At 62.1% G+C, this 14602-nt stretch carries 14 protein-coding genes; 4 read left to right on the top strand and 10 right to left on the bottom strand.

Translation table 11 applies throughout. The annotated features are described in order from the left end of the window. The first annotated feature begins 137 nt into the window (after nt 1-137). Complete coding sequence (gene hemP / locus NCS03_RS05660; RefSeq protein ID WP_008350441.1) at nt 138-386, top strand: hemin uptake protein HemP; 249 nt, start codon at nt 138-140, stop codon at nt 384-386. Nucleotides 387-646: 260 nt separating this feature from the next. On the opposite strand, the gene NCS03_RS05655 is transcribed toward hemP, so the two are convergent. From NCS03_RS05655 to uvrB, 6 genes are all read right to left on the bottom strand, one after another. Further along, nucleotides 647-1060 carry a GlcG/HbpS family heme-binding protein gene (locus tag NCS03_RS05655; RefSeq protein ID WP_008350442.1) on the bottom strand — a complete coding sequence of 138 codons (414 nt, stop codon included), beginning with the start codon at nt 1058-1060 and terminating at the stop codon, nt 647-649. 38 nt (nt 1061-1098) lie between these two features. Continuing rightward, entirely contained in the window at nt 1099-2502 is a 1404-nt protein-coding gene (locus NCS03_RS05650) for a 4Fe-4S binding protein (RefSeq protein WP_250528912.1), read from the bottom strand. Beyond that, the gene (locus NCS03_RS05645) at nt 2499-3350 is read right to left on the bottom strand and encodes an FTR1 family iron permease (RefSeq protein ID WP_008350446.1); all 852 of its coding nucleotides are present in this window, start codon (nt 3348-3350) and stop codon (nt 2499-2501) included. The genes NCS03_RS05650 and NCS03_RS05645 overlap by 4 nt, the downstream gene beginning before the upstream one ends. Before the next feature lie 66 nt (nt 3351-3416). Next, nucleotides 3417-3725 (bottom strand): cupredoxin domain-containing protein, encoded by a 309-nt coding sequence (locus tag NCS03_RS05640; RefSeq protein ID WP_372492535.1) that lies wholly within the window; start codon nt 3723-3725, stop codon nt 3417-3419. Nucleotides 3726-3813: 88 nt separating this feature from the next. After that, nucleotides 3814-4359, bottom strand: a complete 546-nt coding sequence (locus NCS03_RS05635) for an iron transporter (RefSeq protein WP_008350449.1) — start codon at nt 4357-4359, stop codon at nt 3814-3816. Between the two features lie 302 nt (nt 4360-4661). Next, complete coding sequence (uvrB, locus tag NCS03_RS05630) at nt 4662-6758, bottom strand: excinuclease ABC subunit UvrB (protein WP_008350451.1); 2097 nt, start codon at nt 6756-6758, stop codon at nt 4662-4664. A 332-nt stretch (nt 6759-7090) separates the two neighbouring features. Here uvrB and NCS03_RS05625 point away from each other — a divergent pair, with 332 nt between their 5' ends. After that, entirely contained in the window at nt 7091-8290 is a 1200-nt protein-coding gene (locus NCS03_RS05625; protein WP_008350454.1) for an amino acid aminotransferase, read from the top strand. Between the two features lie 75 nt (nt 8291-8365). On the opposite strand, the gene NCS03_RS05620 is transcribed toward NCS03_RS05625, so the two are convergent. Continuing rightward, nucleotides 8366-8584 (bottom strand): hypothetical protein, encoded by a 219-nt coding sequence (locus NCS03_RS05620; RefSeq protein ID WP_250439546.1) that lies wholly within the window; start codon nt 8582-8584, stop codon nt 8366-8368. A gap of 273 nt (nt 8585-8857) precedes the next feature. Here NCS03_RS05620 and NCS03_RS05615 point away from each other — a divergent pair, with 273 nt between their 5' ends. After that, a complete protein-coding gene (locus NCS03_RS05615) occupies nt 8858-9388 on the top strand; it encodes a hypothetical protein (protein WP_250528911.1) in 531 nt (176 codons plus the stop codon). A gap of 55 nt (nt 9389-9443) precedes the next feature. Here the strand turns inward: NCS03_RS05615 and NCS03_RS05610 are convergent, their stop codons facing one another. Further along, on the bottom strand, nt 9444-10856 hold the full coding sequence (locus tag NCS03_RS05610; protein WP_250528910.1) for a lactate utilization protein B: 1413 nt from the start codon (nt 10854-10856) through the stop codon (nt 9444-9446). Between the two features lie 13 nt (nt 10857-10869). Continuing rightward, a complete protein-coding gene (locus NCS03_RS05605; RefSeq protein WP_008350463.1) occupies nt 10870-11604 on the bottom strand; it encodes a (Fe-S)-binding protein in 735 nt (244 codons plus the stop codon). Nucleotides 11605-11794: 190 nt separating this feature from the next. Here NCS03_RS05605 and NCS03_RS05600 point away from each other — a divergent pair, with 190 nt between their 5' ends. Then, entirely contained in the window at nt 11795-12604 is an 810-nt protein-coding gene (locus NCS03_RS05600) for an IclR family transcriptional regulator (RefSeq protein ID WP_008350464.1), read from the top strand. A gap of 77 nt (nt 12605-12681) precedes the next feature. Here the strand turns inward: NCS03_RS05600 and pbpG are convergent, their stop codons facing one another. Next, the gene (gene pbpG, locus NCS03_RS05595) at nt 12682-13866 is read right to left on the bottom strand and encodes a D-alanyl-D-alanine endopeptidase (RefSeq protein WP_033537204.1); all 1185 of its coding nucleotides are present in this window, start codon (nt 13864-13866) and stop codon (nt 12682-12684) included. Between the last annotated feature and the right edge of the window lie 736 nt (nt 13867-14602).

The raw sequence follows: 14602 nt of genomic DNA, 5'->3' as shown, positions 1-14602 counted from the left end.
ATGCGGTGGCGAATGTTTCGCGGCCGCATCGAGACTGGCTATCGAAAGAGGCGCTTCAATCGGAAAGTCTAGTTGCAAATAGGAATAGTTATCATTTACTATAGACCCATCGAATCAACGAACGCACATTTTCCGACATGACCGATACGCCGCGATCCTCCACGCTCAGGCTGCGCCGCCCGGCTGTCCGCGACGCCGCGATCACCCGCCCGAAGGCGACGACCGTGACCACGGTTCACGTCGCGCACGCGGGGGACAGCACCGGCGAGCGATCGCTGAAAAGCGACGCGCTGCTGCAGGGACGCAGTCACGTGAGCATCGTGCATAACGGAGAGACGTACCAGTTGCGTGCGACGCGTTTGGGCAAACTGATCCTGACGAAATGACGCGCAGGCAAGAACAGCCGTAGTACCGGGTATTGTGGGGACCACCTCGCCAAGAGGTGTTTGGCCTTAGCCAGCGAGGACGACTTGCACGCGAGAAATTAGACCCCTTCGTGCAAACACCAGCCAGTCGTCGATAGCAAGCGAAGCCGCTTTTTTTTGGTTCCTGCTTGGGTCACGATGCATGCCGACGAGCGCTGCATCCGAAAACAGAATGGCACGTCTTCGTTACGAGGACGTGCCATTTTTATTGCGCGAATGCTTCAGACGTTCTCGATGCCGAGCGCCGCGATGCCCGCCTTCGCGATCTGCGCATCCTGATCCGATTTCACGCCCGACACGCCGACGGCACCGACGATGTCCGTGCCCACGAAGATCGGCACGCCGCCTTCGAGCATTGCGGTCATCGGCGCGGAGAGGAACGCCGTGCGGCCCTGCTTGATGGTGTCTTCGTAGACCTTGGTTTCGCGACGGCCGAGCACGGCGGTGCGCGCCTTGCCCGTCGCCATTTCGGCGGTGCTCGCGCCTGCGCCGTCGAGACGATGCAGATGCAGCAGATGTCCGCCATCGTCGACGATCGCAATCGTCACGTTCCAGTTGTGTTCTCTCGCATGCGTCTCGGCGGCCGCGGCCATCGCCTTGACGTCTTCGTCGGTCAGTACGGGTTTGGTTCTCACTTCTCGCTCTCGTTGCCGCGCTTGACGGCGTGGACGGTTTATCGGCTGAAGCCCCAGAACATCAGGTACCACGCGCTGTCCGCAACGGCCAGCGCAGCGACAAACCATACCATCGCAAGAAGGCGCGGAACAAGTGACGATGCATGGCGCCCCGTCACGCGCCACGCAAGCCACGCGCTCCAGAGATTCGCGGCCGCGAGCAAGCCGAGCCGCAGACCCGGCACCCACCACAACGGCAGATGCTCGGCGCGCAGCAGCGATACCGTCGTCGCGGACAGGCCCAGGAACACGCCGACGCCCGCAATCGGGATCAGGGCGAGCGTCAGGTGATGCAGGCGCGTCGCGTTCATCTTGCCGAGCATGCGCGTGCCGATGGCGAGCAGCCCGAGCAGCGCCGTGCCGTACACGAGCCCAGTCGCGACGATATAGCCGATGACCATGGTGCCGTCGAGCCACGAGAAGACGTCGTTCTGTTCCGGGTAATGCGTGAACAGGAACCACGGCGCGTTGGTGTCGAGCGGCCAGAGGATGTCGTGATCGATCAGCCAGGCGGCGAGAAATTGCTTCAGATCGACGAACCAGGTGCTCACGGTCCAGTGGAACGCGCCGATCGCGATGCCGAGCAGGCCGTAGAGAATGAGCGCGGTGTCCCACGGATTCGCGGCCTTGTCGCCGAGCTTCACGACTTCCTCGGACGGCGAGCGCCACGTGAGCGCGATGGCGTCGCGATGGCCGCTGCATCGGCCACACATGTGGCAGTCCTGTGCGCCCTTCATGTTGCGCAGCGGGACGAGCGGCGCGCAGTTGATCGGAATCACGCGATGGCCGTGCTCGCCCTTCGTGTACGAACGGCGCCACGCTTCTTCGTCGACCTTGTAGTGAAACGGCGAGAGGCGCGCGAGCAGCGAGAACACGCCGTTGACCGGGCACAGATACTTGCACCACACGCGCTTCTCGCGGCCATACAGCACGCCGATGATCATCGCGCCGACGGTCGAGCCGCCGAGCACGAGCAGCACCGCCTTCGGATACTGATAGACGCTGACCATCTGCCCGTAGATCGTCGTGAGCCCGAATGCGACGAAGGGCCAGCCGCCCCAGCGCATCCAGCGCGGAATCGCCCAGCCGCGGCCGAACTTGCTCGCGAACTCCGACAGCGCGCCTTCGGGACACAACACGCCGCACCAGACGCGCCCGAGCATGACCATCGACAGCAGCACGAATGGCCACCAGATGCCCCAGAACACGAACTGCGCGGCGAGCGTGAGATTGCTCCACAGATGCGCGGCGCCGTCCGGCAGCGGCATCACGGCGGGAACGATGATCAGAAATGCATACACGGCAACGACGACCCACTGAATCATGCGGATCGTGCTGCCGTGACGTTGCATCCAGTGGCCGGCTTGTTGAAGCCGGCCCGGTCTACGCATTACGGAACTCATGCTGGACGGCTTGCCGCCTTTTGTTTTTGCGCCATCTGGGTGTTCGAACGGCGCAGCAGAAGATAGATGACGACCCAGTACACCGCATACGCGACGAGATTCATGCCCGCGGGATGCGCGCGATAACCGGTGAGCGTAGCAACGAGCGATCCGAACGTACTCGAATCATCGAGCAGCCACGACGTGTTCCACACCTGATTGACGATGACCGGCAGCACTTCCATGTCGATCAGCTTGTCGACGCCCGTTTCGAAGAGGCCGGCCGCCAGGAACAGCAGCATGATTTCGGTGACGCGAAAGAACGAGCGCCACGAGAAGATCTTGCCGCCGAGCTGCAGGATATAGAACGTCAGCAGCGCGAGACCGAAGCCGAGAATGATCGCGATGTACTGCGACGCGTCGACGTGCCCCGACTGACCGAAGCCGACGCCGTAGAGAAACACGGCCGTCTCGCTGCCTTCGCGCGCGATCGCCAGCGCGACGAGCACCGCGATGCCCCACCAGTGCCCGTCCTGCGTGCTCTTTTGCAGCGACGTTTCCATGTCGCGCTTGAGCGTGCGTCCGTGGCGCTTCATCCACAGGACCATCTGCACGATCAGCACGCAGGCGATCAGCACCATCGCGGTCTGGAAGTAATCCTGTGCATCGCCCGACAGCACTTCCGTGAAGCCGATGAGCGCGGCGCCCAGCGCCACCGCCGCAAGCAGGCCGATGACGACGCCGGCCCACAGATAAGGCAGGCCCCGGCGCGCCTGGTGATCGCCGTTCTTCAGCCACGCGTAGAGAATGCCGACGACGAGCAACGCCTCGACGCTCTCTCGCCACACGATGAAAAGTACCTGCCCCATACCCGACCTCCAGCAATTCCACTTCAAGCGGCCGCGCGCGGTGCGAACATCGCGCGGCACATTCCGTTACTTCGCGACGATCACGCCTTGCGCGGACTGATGAAAATCGTCGAAGAACTTGTATTCACCCGGATCCAGCGGTGCGATCACCACGAACGAATCCGCCCCCGGCGCGAGCACTTTTTCCTTGCGCAACTGCACGCTTTCGAACTCGGCGGCGCCCTTGCCGACGTTATGCACTTCGATCTTGATGCGCTGCCCCGCCGGCACTTCGATGCGCGCCGGATTGAGCTTGCCGTCGTTCATTTCGAGCTTGAACGTCGGCAGGTCGGCGGCGTGCGCCATGTTCATCCCGGCAAAGGCAAACGCGGACATCGCGAGCGCGGCCACCTGATTTTTCAGCTTCATGCGTACTTCCTGAGAGTGAATGCGCCCGGTCCGGGATGCCGGGCGCCACGGACGATCAGTAACCGCCCTTCTTTCCGATGCCCGCGAACGGGAAGTCGTACTCGATCGTGAACGGCTTGAACCACGGACCGACGCCCGTTTCCTTGTCGGTGTGACGGCCGAACGCCATGTGGCCTTCCTGCGACGGCGGCGAAATATGCAGCTTCAGGTGATACTTGCCCGGCCCGAAGAGCTTGACGTTGTCGCCGTAGTGCGGGCCGTCGCTCGCGACCATCGGCATCAGGTCGCCCTTGATGGTCTGCGTCGTGCCGACCTTCGTGAGTTCATACGTGACTTGCAGATACGGCATCCAGTCGCCTTCGGCGAATCCGGTCGGGTTGTTCTTGACCGCGTGGATATCCGCCTCCAGGTGGATATCCGAATCCGACGCCTTGCGCATCATGCCTTCCGGCGACATCGTGATCGGCTGCAGATACACGGCGCCCGTTTCCATGCCCGCCTCGATGTGCTGCTTGCCGATCGGATATTCGGCTGCCGACGCTGCCATCATCGCCGTGAGACCTGCGGCGGCGACAAGGCCGCGCATCAACGTTGAACCCATCAGAAAACTCCTTGTTGTTATCGATTGGCACGCGTGCCACGCGAGCCTTGCCACTGAGATACCGGAGCGCCGCTCGGTCGGCGGCGTTAGCACAACTCTGTGAACGTTAATACGAACCATTCTCAATGTTCGTCAGTTTAGCATCGTTCGATTCCCGCAACAATTTGAGCGAGCTTACAGACCTAGGCGCAGTAAGGCTTTTCGCCGACTCGCACGATCGCGGCGGGATAAAAAAAGGCGCGGCGAACCGTCCGATTCGCCGCGCCTTTCGAATTAAGCCTTGAAAATCACTTACATATTGCTTACTTACCGCCGATTCCGCTCACGTGATCGCCCACGTTCGCCCCGAACACGCGCTGCCGCAGAAGCGCCAATTGGTCGCGGGTCTGCGCCGCTTTTTCGAATTCGAGATTCTTGGCGTGATCCATCATCTGCTTCTCGAGGCGCTTGATTTCCTTCGCGATCTGCTTCTCGGACATGTCTTCGAACTTCGCGCGCGCCTGCGCTTCCTTCAGCTCGGCGCGGGCGTCGTCGGCGTTGTAGACGCCATCGATGATGTCCTTGATGCGCTTCTCCACCCCGCGCGGCGTGATGCCCATCTTCTCGTTGTGCGCCATCTGCTTGGCGCGGCGCCGCTCGGTTTCGCCGATGGCGCGCTTCATCGAGTCGGTCATGTTGTCGGCGTAGAGAATCGCCTTGCCGTTCACATTACGCGCCGCGCGCCCGATGGTCTGGATCAGCGAGCGCTCGGCGCGCAGGAAGCCTTCCTTGTCGGCGTCGAGGATCGCGACGAGCGAGACTTCGGGAATATCGAGACCCTCGCGCAGCAAGTTGATGCCGACGAGCACGTCGAACGTGCCGAGCCGCAGATCGCGGATGATTTCCACGCGCTCGACCGTGTCGATATCGCTGTGCAGATAACGCACCTTCACGCCGTGATCGGCGAGAAACTCGGTCAGCTGCTCGGCCATGCGCTTGGTCAGCGTCGTGACGAGCACGCGCTCCTGCACCGCCACGCGCGCGTTGATTTCCGAGAGCACGTCGTCGACCTGCGAGCGCGCCGGACGCACTTCGATTTCCGGATCGACGAGACCCGTCGGCCGCACGAGCTGCTCGGCCACCTGCCCTGCCTTCTGCTGCTCGTAGTCGGCGGGCGTCGCGGAAACGAAGATCGCCTGGCGCATCTTGCGCTCGAACTCGTTGAACTTGAGCGGCCGGTTATCGAGCGCGGACGGCATCCGGAAACCGTAGTCGACGAGATTTTCCTTGCGCGCGCGGTCGCCGTTGTACATGCCGTTCAACTGGCCGATCAATACGTGCGACTCGTCGAGCAACATCAGCGCATCGGGCGGCAGATAGTCGACGAGCGTCGGCGGCGGCTCGCCAGGCGCCGCGCCCGAGAAGTGCCGCGAGTAGTTCTCGATGCCCTTGCAGAAACCGAGTTCCTGCAGCATTTCCAGATCGAAGCGCGTGCGCTGCTCCAGCCGCTGTGCTTCGACGAGCTTGCCCTCGCTGTGGAAGAATTCGAGCCGCTCGCGCAATTCGAGCTTGATGGTTTCGATCGCGCGCATGACGGTGTCGCGCGGCGTCACGTAATGCGACGACGGGTACACGGTGAAGCGCGGAATCTTGTTGCGCACGCGTCCGGTGAGCGGATCGAAGAGCATCATCGATTCGATTTCGTCGTCGAATAGCTCGACGCGCACCGCCATTTCCGCGTGCTCGGCCGGAAAGATATCGATGGTGTCGCCGCGCACGCGAAACGAACCGCGCTGGAAGTCGGCTTCGTTGCGCGTGTACTGCATCGCGATCAGGCGCGCGATGACGTCGCGCTGGCCGAGCTTGTCACCCGTGCGCAGCGTGAGAATCATCTTGTGATATTCGGACGGATTGCCGATACCGTAAATCGCGGACACCGTCGCGACGATCACCACGTCGCGCCGTTCGAGCAGGCTTTTCGTGGCCGAAAGCCGCATCTGCTCGATGTGCTCGTTGATCGACGAGTCCTTCTCGATGAAGAGATCGCGCTGCGGGACGTACGCTTCCGGCTGGTAATAGTCGTAGTACGAGACGAAATACTCGACGGCGTTGCGCGGAAAGAACTCGCGGAATTCCGCGTAGAGCTGCGCGGCGAGCGTCTTGTTCGGCGCGAAGACGATCGCCGGACGGCCGAGCCGCGCGATGACGTTCGCCATCGTGAAGGTCTTGCCCGAGCCGGTCACGCCGAGCAGCGTCTGAAACGAGAGACCGTCCTCGACGCCTTCGACGAGCTTCGCGATGGCATCGGGCTGATCGCCCGCGGGCGGATACGGCTGATACAACTGAAACGGCGAGCCTTCGAACGTGACGAACTTCGATTCGTCCAGTTCTTCGGGGGATGCGATGAGAGTGTCGGACATGAGAAATCGAGAAAGTCAGCGCCTGAGGCAAACAATCATTCTAGCGTCGTACGCAATGCGCGCGCTCGCCTGCACGTGACCGGGATGTGGAAGCGTAGTCTCCATCAGATTGGGCATGGTTCGCCGATCTCAAGCGCACCGGCTCACGCCCTTTTTTATCGCGCGCTTTTGGCGTGTTCGCGGAATTAAGGGCCAAAAAGCACGCGCATTCGCGCCATATTCGGCCGAAAAGCCGCGCCGGATTCGCTACAATGTGCGACTGGGCTCGACGGCATGATGCCGTCGTCGCCACGCTTCCCCGCCGCACGTCTTTCCTCCACTGCCGATAGATCATGTCTCTTTTCTCTGCCGTCGAACTCGCTCCCCGCGACCCGATCCTGGGCCTCAACGAAGCCTTCAACGCCGATACGCGCACGACCAAAGTCAATCTGGGCGTCGGTGTGTACACGAACGAAGAAGGCAAGATTCCGCTCCTGCGCGCCGTGCGCGAAGCCGAGAAAGCGCGCGTCGATGCCGCGCTGCCGCGCGGTTATCTGCCGATCGACGGCATCGCCGCCTACGACGCCGCCGTGCAGAAGCTGCTCCTCGGCAACGATTCGCCGCTGATCGCCGCGGGCCGCGTCGTGACGGCGCAGGCGCTTGGCGGCACGGGCGCGCTCAAGATCGGCGCGGACTTTTTGAAGCGCCTGAACCCGAACGCAGTCGTCGCGATCAGCGATCCGAGCTGGGAAAACCATCGCGCGCTCTTCGAAGGCGCCGGTTTCGAAGTGGTCCACTACCCGTACTACGAAGCCTCCACGCACGGCGTGAACTTCGACGGCATGCTCGCCGCGCTGAACAGCTACGCGGCGGGCACCGTCGTCGTGCTGCACGCGTGCTGCCATAACCCGACGGGCGTCGATCTGTCGGACGAGCAGTGGAAGCAGATCGTCGAAGTCGTGAAGGCGAAGAACCTCGTGCCGTTCCTCGATATGGCGTATCAAGGCTTCGCGGAGAACATCGACGCGGACTCCGCCGCCGTGCGTCTCTTCGCGGCATCGGAACTGAACGTGTTTGTGTCGTCGTCGTTCTCGAAGTCGTTCTCGCTGTACGGCGAGCGCGTCGGCGCACTGTCGATCATCACGACGAGCAAGGAAGAATCGGCACGCGTGCTCTCGCAACTGAAGCGCGTGATCCGCACGAACTATTCGAACCCGCCGACGCACGGCGGCTCGATCGTCGCGGCCGTGCTGGCGTCGCCGGAACTGCGCGCGACCTGGGAGCAGGAGCTGGGCGAAATGCGCGATCGTATCCGCGCAATGCGCAACGGTCTCGTCGAGCGACTGAAGGCGAGCGGCGTCGATCGGGACTTCTCGTTCGTCAACAAGCAGCGCGGCATGTTCTCGTACTCGGGTCTGACGGCTGCGCAAGTCGATCGTCTGCGTGAAGAATTCGGCATCTACGCCGTGAGCACGGGCCGCATCTGCGTGGCCGCGCTGAACACGCGTAACCTCGACGCCGTCGCGAACGCGGTCGCCGCCGTGCTCAAGTAAGCAGTTCGGCCGCGTCCAAATGAAAATGGCGCCCGTTGCGGGCGCCATTTTTTGTGTGCGTCGAAAACCGGCGAATCAGAGCGTCTTTTCCGCCGAGACGGCAGCGGGTTGTGCGTCTTCGTCGTCGACGAAGCCGAGCGAAATCGCGCGCGCCAGTTCTGCGCTCACGCCCGCCACGCTGGTTTCTTCATGGCGCATTGCCGCGCCGCTGTCCTCGCCGGCGTGCATGCAGAACGCGAGCGCGATCGGAAGCAGGATGGCGACGGGCCAGTAGGTCGATATTGTCTTTCTCATGGGACTGCCTTTGGTCGATGTGTCGCAGTGGGCATCGGATCAAGGGAACCCACTGATGGACATTTCGAATTTTACGGACTTGTCCCGACCTTAAAAAGCCGTTGAAAAGCAAAGGATTGTTGCGCCCGGGACAACAAGCCGTTTTGATGAACGGTCGCGACCGCTCGCGCCTTTATGACAGCTTGCCGTCATAAAGGCTTACAAAGTTGTTCGCGACATCCACGCGCCGATGATGTCTTATTCAGTAATGGTTCTACAGAATTTCCCACGATCATGAAATCCGCAGTCGCTGGTGTCTTGCTTGCTTCGTCTGCCGCACTTCTCGGTGGTTGCGCGGCGTATCCCGATGCGTCGGCCTATGGCGGCGGCTACCCTGCTGTCTACGACGACCCGGGCTACGGATACTACGGTGGCCCGCCGCCGGGCGTCGTCGTAGGCGGCGGTTACTACTCCGGGCCGGGCCCGATTTACTACGGTCCGCCTAACCGATATTGGGACGATGGTCCCGGCTGGCGTCGTCCGCCGCCGGGCGGATGGCGCGGCGGGCATCCGCCGCGCGACCGGGGTCCGGGCGGCCCGCCTCCGCAGGCGGGCGGCGGACATCCGAGCGGTCCGCCACCGCAAGCAGGCGGCGGCCGTCCTCCGGCAGCGCAGCCCCCGCAAGCAGGCAACTCGCCGGCGCCGCAGTCCGTGGGCGGTCGGCCGCCGGGACCGAATCGCGCCCCGCCACCATCCGCGAATGGCGGTGGGGGCAATTCGCAGGGCGGCAATTCGCGCGGCTTCCTGGGACGGTACGGCGGATAAAAGCGCTTCGACGACAAAGGCCGCGCCCGATCGAAAGATCCGGCGCGGCCTTGTTTTATCCGAGATGCGAATGCTGCGCCTTGTACAGCTCCCGGAATGTGCGCCCGACTGGCGCGGGCATGTCACGCGTGTCGGTCCATCCGGCGCCGAACGGCAGTCGTGAAATCGTCTTCTTGTTGCCGCCGATGCGTTCGAGCACGCGCACCGCGAGCTTCGTGAAAAGGGCATAGGCGAGCGGCCGCTTCGCGAGATAGCCCCACGCCGCGAGCGCGGCGCGCTCGTTCCACGGACGCAGCCGACGCTCCATCTGCTTCTCGCGCAGCTTGCGCAGCAGATCCGACAACGGAATGCCGACCGGACAAACACTGTTGCACTCGCCGCAAAGCGTTGCGGCTTGCGGCAGATCGAGCGCCTTGTCGATGCCGACATAAGCCGGCGTCAGCACCGAGCCCATCGGTCCCGGATACACCCATCCATACGCATGTCCGCCGATCTTCTGATAGACCGGGCAATGATTCATGCACGCGCCGCAGCGGATACAGCGCAGCATCTCCTGAAACTCGCCGCCGATAAGCCCGGTGCGGCCGCCATCGACGAGCACGAAGTACATATGATCGGGCCCGTCCGTCTCGTCGGCCGAGCGCGGTCCGGTCAAGAGCGAAAAGTAATTCGAGATCGTCTGGCCGGTCGCCGAGCGCGGCAGGAGGCGCATCGCGGTCGCGAGATCTTCGAGCGTCGGCAGCACTTTTTCGATGCCCGTCACCACGACATGCACGCGGGGCATCACGGTGCACATGCCTTCGTTGCCCTCGTTCGTGACGACCGCCACCGACCCCGTCTCCGCGATCAGGAAATTGCCGCCCGTCACGCCCATGTCCGCCGACATGAAATGCGGCCGCAACACTTCCCGCGCCTCGCGCGTCATCTCCGGGATGTCGGTGAGGCGTGGCTTGTTGTGCGTCTTCGCGAAGAGATCCGCGATCTGCTCCTTATCCTTATGCACGACCGGCGCGATGATATGGCTCGGCGGCTCGTTGTCGTTGATCTGCAGAATGTATTCGCCGAGATCGGTCTCGATCGACTGCACGCCCATCTCGCCGAGCACGCGATTCAGCTGCATCTCTTCCGAGACCATCGACTTGGTCTTGATGACCTTCTTCACATCGTGTTTGCGCGCGATGTCCGCGACGAGCTTCGCCGCGTCCTGCGTCGTTTCGGCGTAAAGCACGGTCGCGCCGCGACGCGTCGCCTCGCGCTCGAAGGTTTCGAGCCACACGTCGAGATTCTCGAGCGCGCGATTGCGGCGCTCCTTCAACGCGGCGCGCGTTGCCTCGAAGTCGATGTCGCGCACCGCGCTCGCACGCGCGCTGACGAACTTGGTCGAGAGCTTGGTGAGATTCTGCTGCAGGCGCTCGTCGGCGAGCTTGCTTCCCGCGCGCGCCTTGAAGTGCATCGTCTGGACTTGCATCCGTTTGTCTCCTTCAGGCGCGACGCGCCGCGTCGCCCGCGAGCACTTGCGCGATATGCAGCACGCGCGTCGACGTATCGCCGGTGCGGCGCAGGCGCCCTTCGATGTTCAGCATGCAGCCGAGGTCGCCGAGCACGACGGTATCCGCGCCGCTCGCCTTGATGTTCGCGCATTTCTCATCGACGATCGCCGTCGAAATGTCGCCGTACTTCACCGCGAAGGTGCCGCCGAAGCCGCAGCAATGCTCGCATCCGGCCATCTCGGTCACGGGCACGCCTGCCTGGGCGAGCAGCTCGCGTGGCTGCGATTTCACGCCGAGTTCGCGCAAACCCGAGCAGGAATCGTGATACGTCACCATGCCGTCGAACACGCCCGGCTCGATGCGCGCCTTCGCGACGTTCACGAGAAAATCGGTCAGTTCGAACACGCGAGGCTGAAGGCGCGCGAAGCGGCTCATCAATTGCGGATCGTCGCGAAAGAGATCGCCGTAGTGCGCGCGGATCATGCCGCCGCATGAACCGGACGGCACCACGACATAGTCGAACTGCTCGAATTCGCGCAGCGTTTTTTCGGCGAGATCGCGGGCGAGCGGCCGATCGCCCGAGTTGTAGGCAGGCTGGCCGCAACAGGTCTGCGACGGCGGCACGACGACTTCGAAACCCGCCTGCTCGATCAGCTTAATGACCGAGAAGCCGATTTCCGGGCGCATCATGTCGATGAGACATGTCACGAATAATCCGACTCGCATTGGGGCGTTTCCTGTTTGTGGAGTGATGTGAACGCAGCGCCGATTATCCTTGATAAGTCCCGCGCGACGGGCTTCTCGCTGGCCATCGATGTCATCGACGAGCGCATTGTTTTGGCGAAGCGTTCGCTTTTTTCACATTATGAGATACAATCCCCATTCCGCTGTTTGACGCATCAACCGATTTTTCACGATGAGCGATACGAACCCGGAATCCAAAACCTCCATTCAGGTGATCGAGCGCATGATGCGTCTTCTCGACGCCCTCGCCGATCACACTGACCCCGTCAGCCTGAAAGAACTCGCCCAGAGCACCGATCTGCACCCATCCACGGCGCATCGCATTCTGAACGACATGGTGCTATGCCGGCTCGTGGACCGGTCGGACCCCGGCACGTATCGCCTCGGCATGCGCTTGCTGGAGCTCGGCAATCTCGTCAAGGCGCGTCTTTCGGTGCGTGAAGCCGCGATGCCGCCGATGCGCGAGTTGCATCGGCAGACCGGGCAGACCGTCAATCTTTCCGTGCGGCAAGGCGACGAGATCGTCTATATCGAGCGCGCGTACTCGGAGCGCTCGGGCATGCAGGTCGTGCGTGCGATCGGCGGCCGCGCGCCGTTGCATCTGACTTCGGTCGGAAAGCTGTTTCTCGCCGCCGACGAAGCCGCGCGCGTACGCGCGTATGCGATGCGAACCGGTCTCTCCGGCCACACGCAGAACAGCATCACCGATCTCTCGAAACTCGAGCGCGAACTGTCGCTGGTGCGCCAGCAGGCGTGCGCGCGCGACAACGAGGAACTCGAACTCGGCGTGCGCTGTATCGCGGCGGGCATTTACGACGATACGGGACGCCTCGTCGCCGGCTTGTCGCTGTCCGCGCCCGCCGATCGTCTGCAGGACGCCTGGCTGAAACAATTGAGCCACACGGCGCTCGAGATCTCGCAATCGCTGGGATATCACCCGGAAGAGGCAGCTTCCGACGCGCAACAACACGCGCATCGCTGATTTCTTCGCCGCATGTCAAAACGGGATTCGTCTTTCGACGAATCCCGTTTGCTTTTGCATCAGCGAAGATCAGGCGCTCAAGGATTTGCGCCGCTGCCCATGTCCGCGCTCATGATATGCGGCTCGCCGAGCGTATCGAGATACGAACGCAGACGGCCCGCGTCGGCGAAGCGCGAATACTTGCCGTACGAATCGAGCAGCACGATGACGACCGGACGGCCGTTGACGGTTGCCTGCATCACGAGGCACTCGCCCGCTTCGTTGATGAAGCCCGTCTTCTGCAAGCCGATGTCCCACGAAGCATTGCGGATCAGCGCGTTCGTGCTGTTGTAGGCGAGATTGCGCTTGCCGGTGAAGACGTCGTAGCTGCGGTCGGTCGAGAACTTGCGGATCAGCGGATATTGATACGCCGCGTTGACCATCTTCACGAGGTCGCGCGCGCTCGACACGTTCTGGCTCGTGAGTCCCGTGGAATTTTCGAAGTGCGTGTCGACCATGCCGAGCGACTTGGCCTTCGCGTTCATCGCGGCGATGAACGCCGGACGGCCGCCCGGGTAATAGCGCGACAGTGCCGCCGCCGCGCGATTTTCCGACGCCATCAGCGCGATGTGCAGCATGTCTTCGCGATTCAGTTGCGATCCGACCGCGAGGCGCGAACCCGTGAACTTCTCGTAGTCGCGGTCTTCGTCGGTGACGGTGATTTCATCGGTCAGCGGCATGTGCGAATCGAGCACGACCATCGCGGTCATCAGCTTCGTGATCGATGCGATCGGCACGACGGCGCGCGAGTTCTTGTCGAAGAGCGTCTCGGACGTGTTCTGGTCGACGACGTAAGCCACGCTCGAACGCAGCGCGAGGCTGTCGGGGGTATCGTGCAGTCCGAACGCCTGACCAACCGACGTCGCGCGCGGCTGGAACGCAACCGCGTGCACCGCGGCGCGTCGCGAATGCGCTTCCATGCGATACGACGCGCGACGCTTGCGCGATGCGCGCGGCGCGTCATCGTCGTCATCGGCCGCGGCGACTTTCGCCGCTTTCGCGGGCTTCGGCGCTTTCAGCGTGGTCTTGGCGACGCGCGCGGGCTTTTCAGCCTTGGCGGTGGATTTCTTTGCGGTTTTGGTTTGGGTGGCGGTCTTCGCGAGGGCTTCAGCCGGAGCCGCTGCGAAGGACGTCGCTACTGCGATGGAGACGGCGATGGACAATGCCGAGCGCACTGCCACGCCATGCACCACCTTCAACGACGAAAACATTTCGGTTTTCATTAGTGTTCTGTTGGGCGGCTGGAGGGTACCGCCAAGTGTAGTGAAGCTACGAAATTTAAGCAATATTAAGCACTTATCGGCACTCGTTAAACCGAGTTGTAAGCCGTGATTGCGTATTGCTGAACAAAAAACCGCCTCGATCGGAAAAAACGATCGGCCCGGCGAAATAGTGCTGCCCAAAATGCGCTTTGCTACACCGCGACAAACGCACTATCGGCAAAACTTTCCACGACTTTAGTGAAACGTGAGGATCGGATCAGACAAAACGCAGAGATACGAACGGGAGTCAGCACCAACGGAGCGCACAGACGATCACGAGACAACTCGGACAGCCGAAATGTTAACGTTTCTTCAACAATTTGGTGTACGGCGACATCCTAAAAATAAGACGACCTTCAGAAATATCTCGCTTCCGCATTGCCGCAGAAGCCGCGCTGTCCGCGTCGCCGGAACATCAAAGTTTCATCGAGCCGTGCTTTGATCGTGTTGAACATGCGGCCCGATGCGTGTCGGAAGCCATGCCCAGCTTGAGTGCATAGGGTTTCCACGGACGTTTATTTCGACCACGCAATCGGCATGTAAGTTGTTGTTTAACATACGGTTTCTGCCTATTGTGCGGCGCACAAAAAGTGCTTGACATCCATCGGAATATCTCTAAAATGGGTCTCATGTTGCGACGCACCAATCGCAGTTGCACCTAGCCGGCAGGTATATCGCGCCGGATCTACCCAAACCA

This window comes from Caballeronia sp. ATUFL_F1_KS4A (assembly GCF_023630905.1).
In the GTDB taxonomy this organism is placed as follows: domain Bacteria; phylum Pseudomonadota; class Gammaproteobacteria; order Burkholderiales; family Burkholderiaceae; genus Caballeronia; species Caballeronia zhejiangensis.
This window is presented reverse-complemented; position numbering and strand designations above follow the sequence as displayed.

What these genes read in the sequence shown, in the direction of transcription:
- uvrB (WP_008350451.1), bottom strand. Translation starts at nt 6,758, where the DNA reads ATGTCCGACACTCTCATCGCATCCCCCGAAGAACTGGACGAATCGAAG.
- NCS03_RS05625 (WP_008350454.1), top strand. Translation starts at nt 7,091, where the DNA reads ATGTCTCTTTTCTCTGCCGTCGAACTCGCTCCCCGCGACCCGATCCTG.
- NCS03_RS05645 (WP_008350446.1), bottom strand. Translation starts at nt 3,350, where the DNA reads ATGGGGCAGGTACTTTTCATCGTGTGGCGAGAGAGCGTCGAGGCGTTG.
- pbpG (WP_033537204.1), bottom strand. Translation starts at nt 13,866, where the DNA reads ATGAAAACCGAAATGTTTTCGTCGTTGAAGGTGGTGCATGGCGTGGCA.
- NCS03_RS05635 (WP_008350449.1), bottom strand. Translation starts at nt 4,359, where the DNA reads ATGGGTTCAACGTTGATGCGCGGCCTTGTCGCCGCCGCAGGTCTCACG.
- NCS03_RS05605 (WP_008350463.1), bottom strand. Translation starts at nt 11,604, where the DNA reads ATGCGAGTCGGATTATTCGTGACATGTCTCATCGACATGATGCGCCCG.
- NCS03_RS05640 (WP_372492535.1), bottom strand. Translation starts at nt 3,725, where the DNA reads ATGTCCGCGTTTGCCTTTGCCGGGATGAACATGGCGCACGCCGCCGAC.
- NCS03_RS05650 (WP_250528912.1), bottom strand. Translation starts at nt 2,502, where the DNA reads ATGAGTTCCGTAATGCGTAGACCGGGCCGGCTTCAACAAGCCGGCCAC.
- NCS03_RS05615 (WP_250528911.1), top strand. Translation starts at nt 8,858, where the DNA reads ATGAAATCCGCAGTCGCTGGTGTCTTGCTTGCTTCGTCTGCCGCACTT.
- NCS03_RS05620 (WP_250439546.1), bottom strand. Translation starts at nt 8,584, where the DNA reads ATGAGAAAGACAATATCGACCTACTGGCCCGTCGCCATCCTGCTTCCG.
- NCS03_RS05610 (WP_250528910.1), bottom strand. Translation starts at nt 10,856, where the DNA reads ATGCAAGTCCAGACGATGCACTTCAAGGCGCGCGCGGGAAGCAAGCTC.
- NCS03_RS05600 (WP_008350464.1), top strand. Translation starts at nt 11,795, where the DNA reads ATGAGCGATACGAACCCGGAATCCAAAACCTCCATTCAGGTGATCGAG.
- hemP (WP_008350441.1), top strand. Translation starts at nt 138, where the DNA reads ATGACCGATACGCCGCGATCCTCCACGCTCAGGCTGCGCCGCCCGGCT.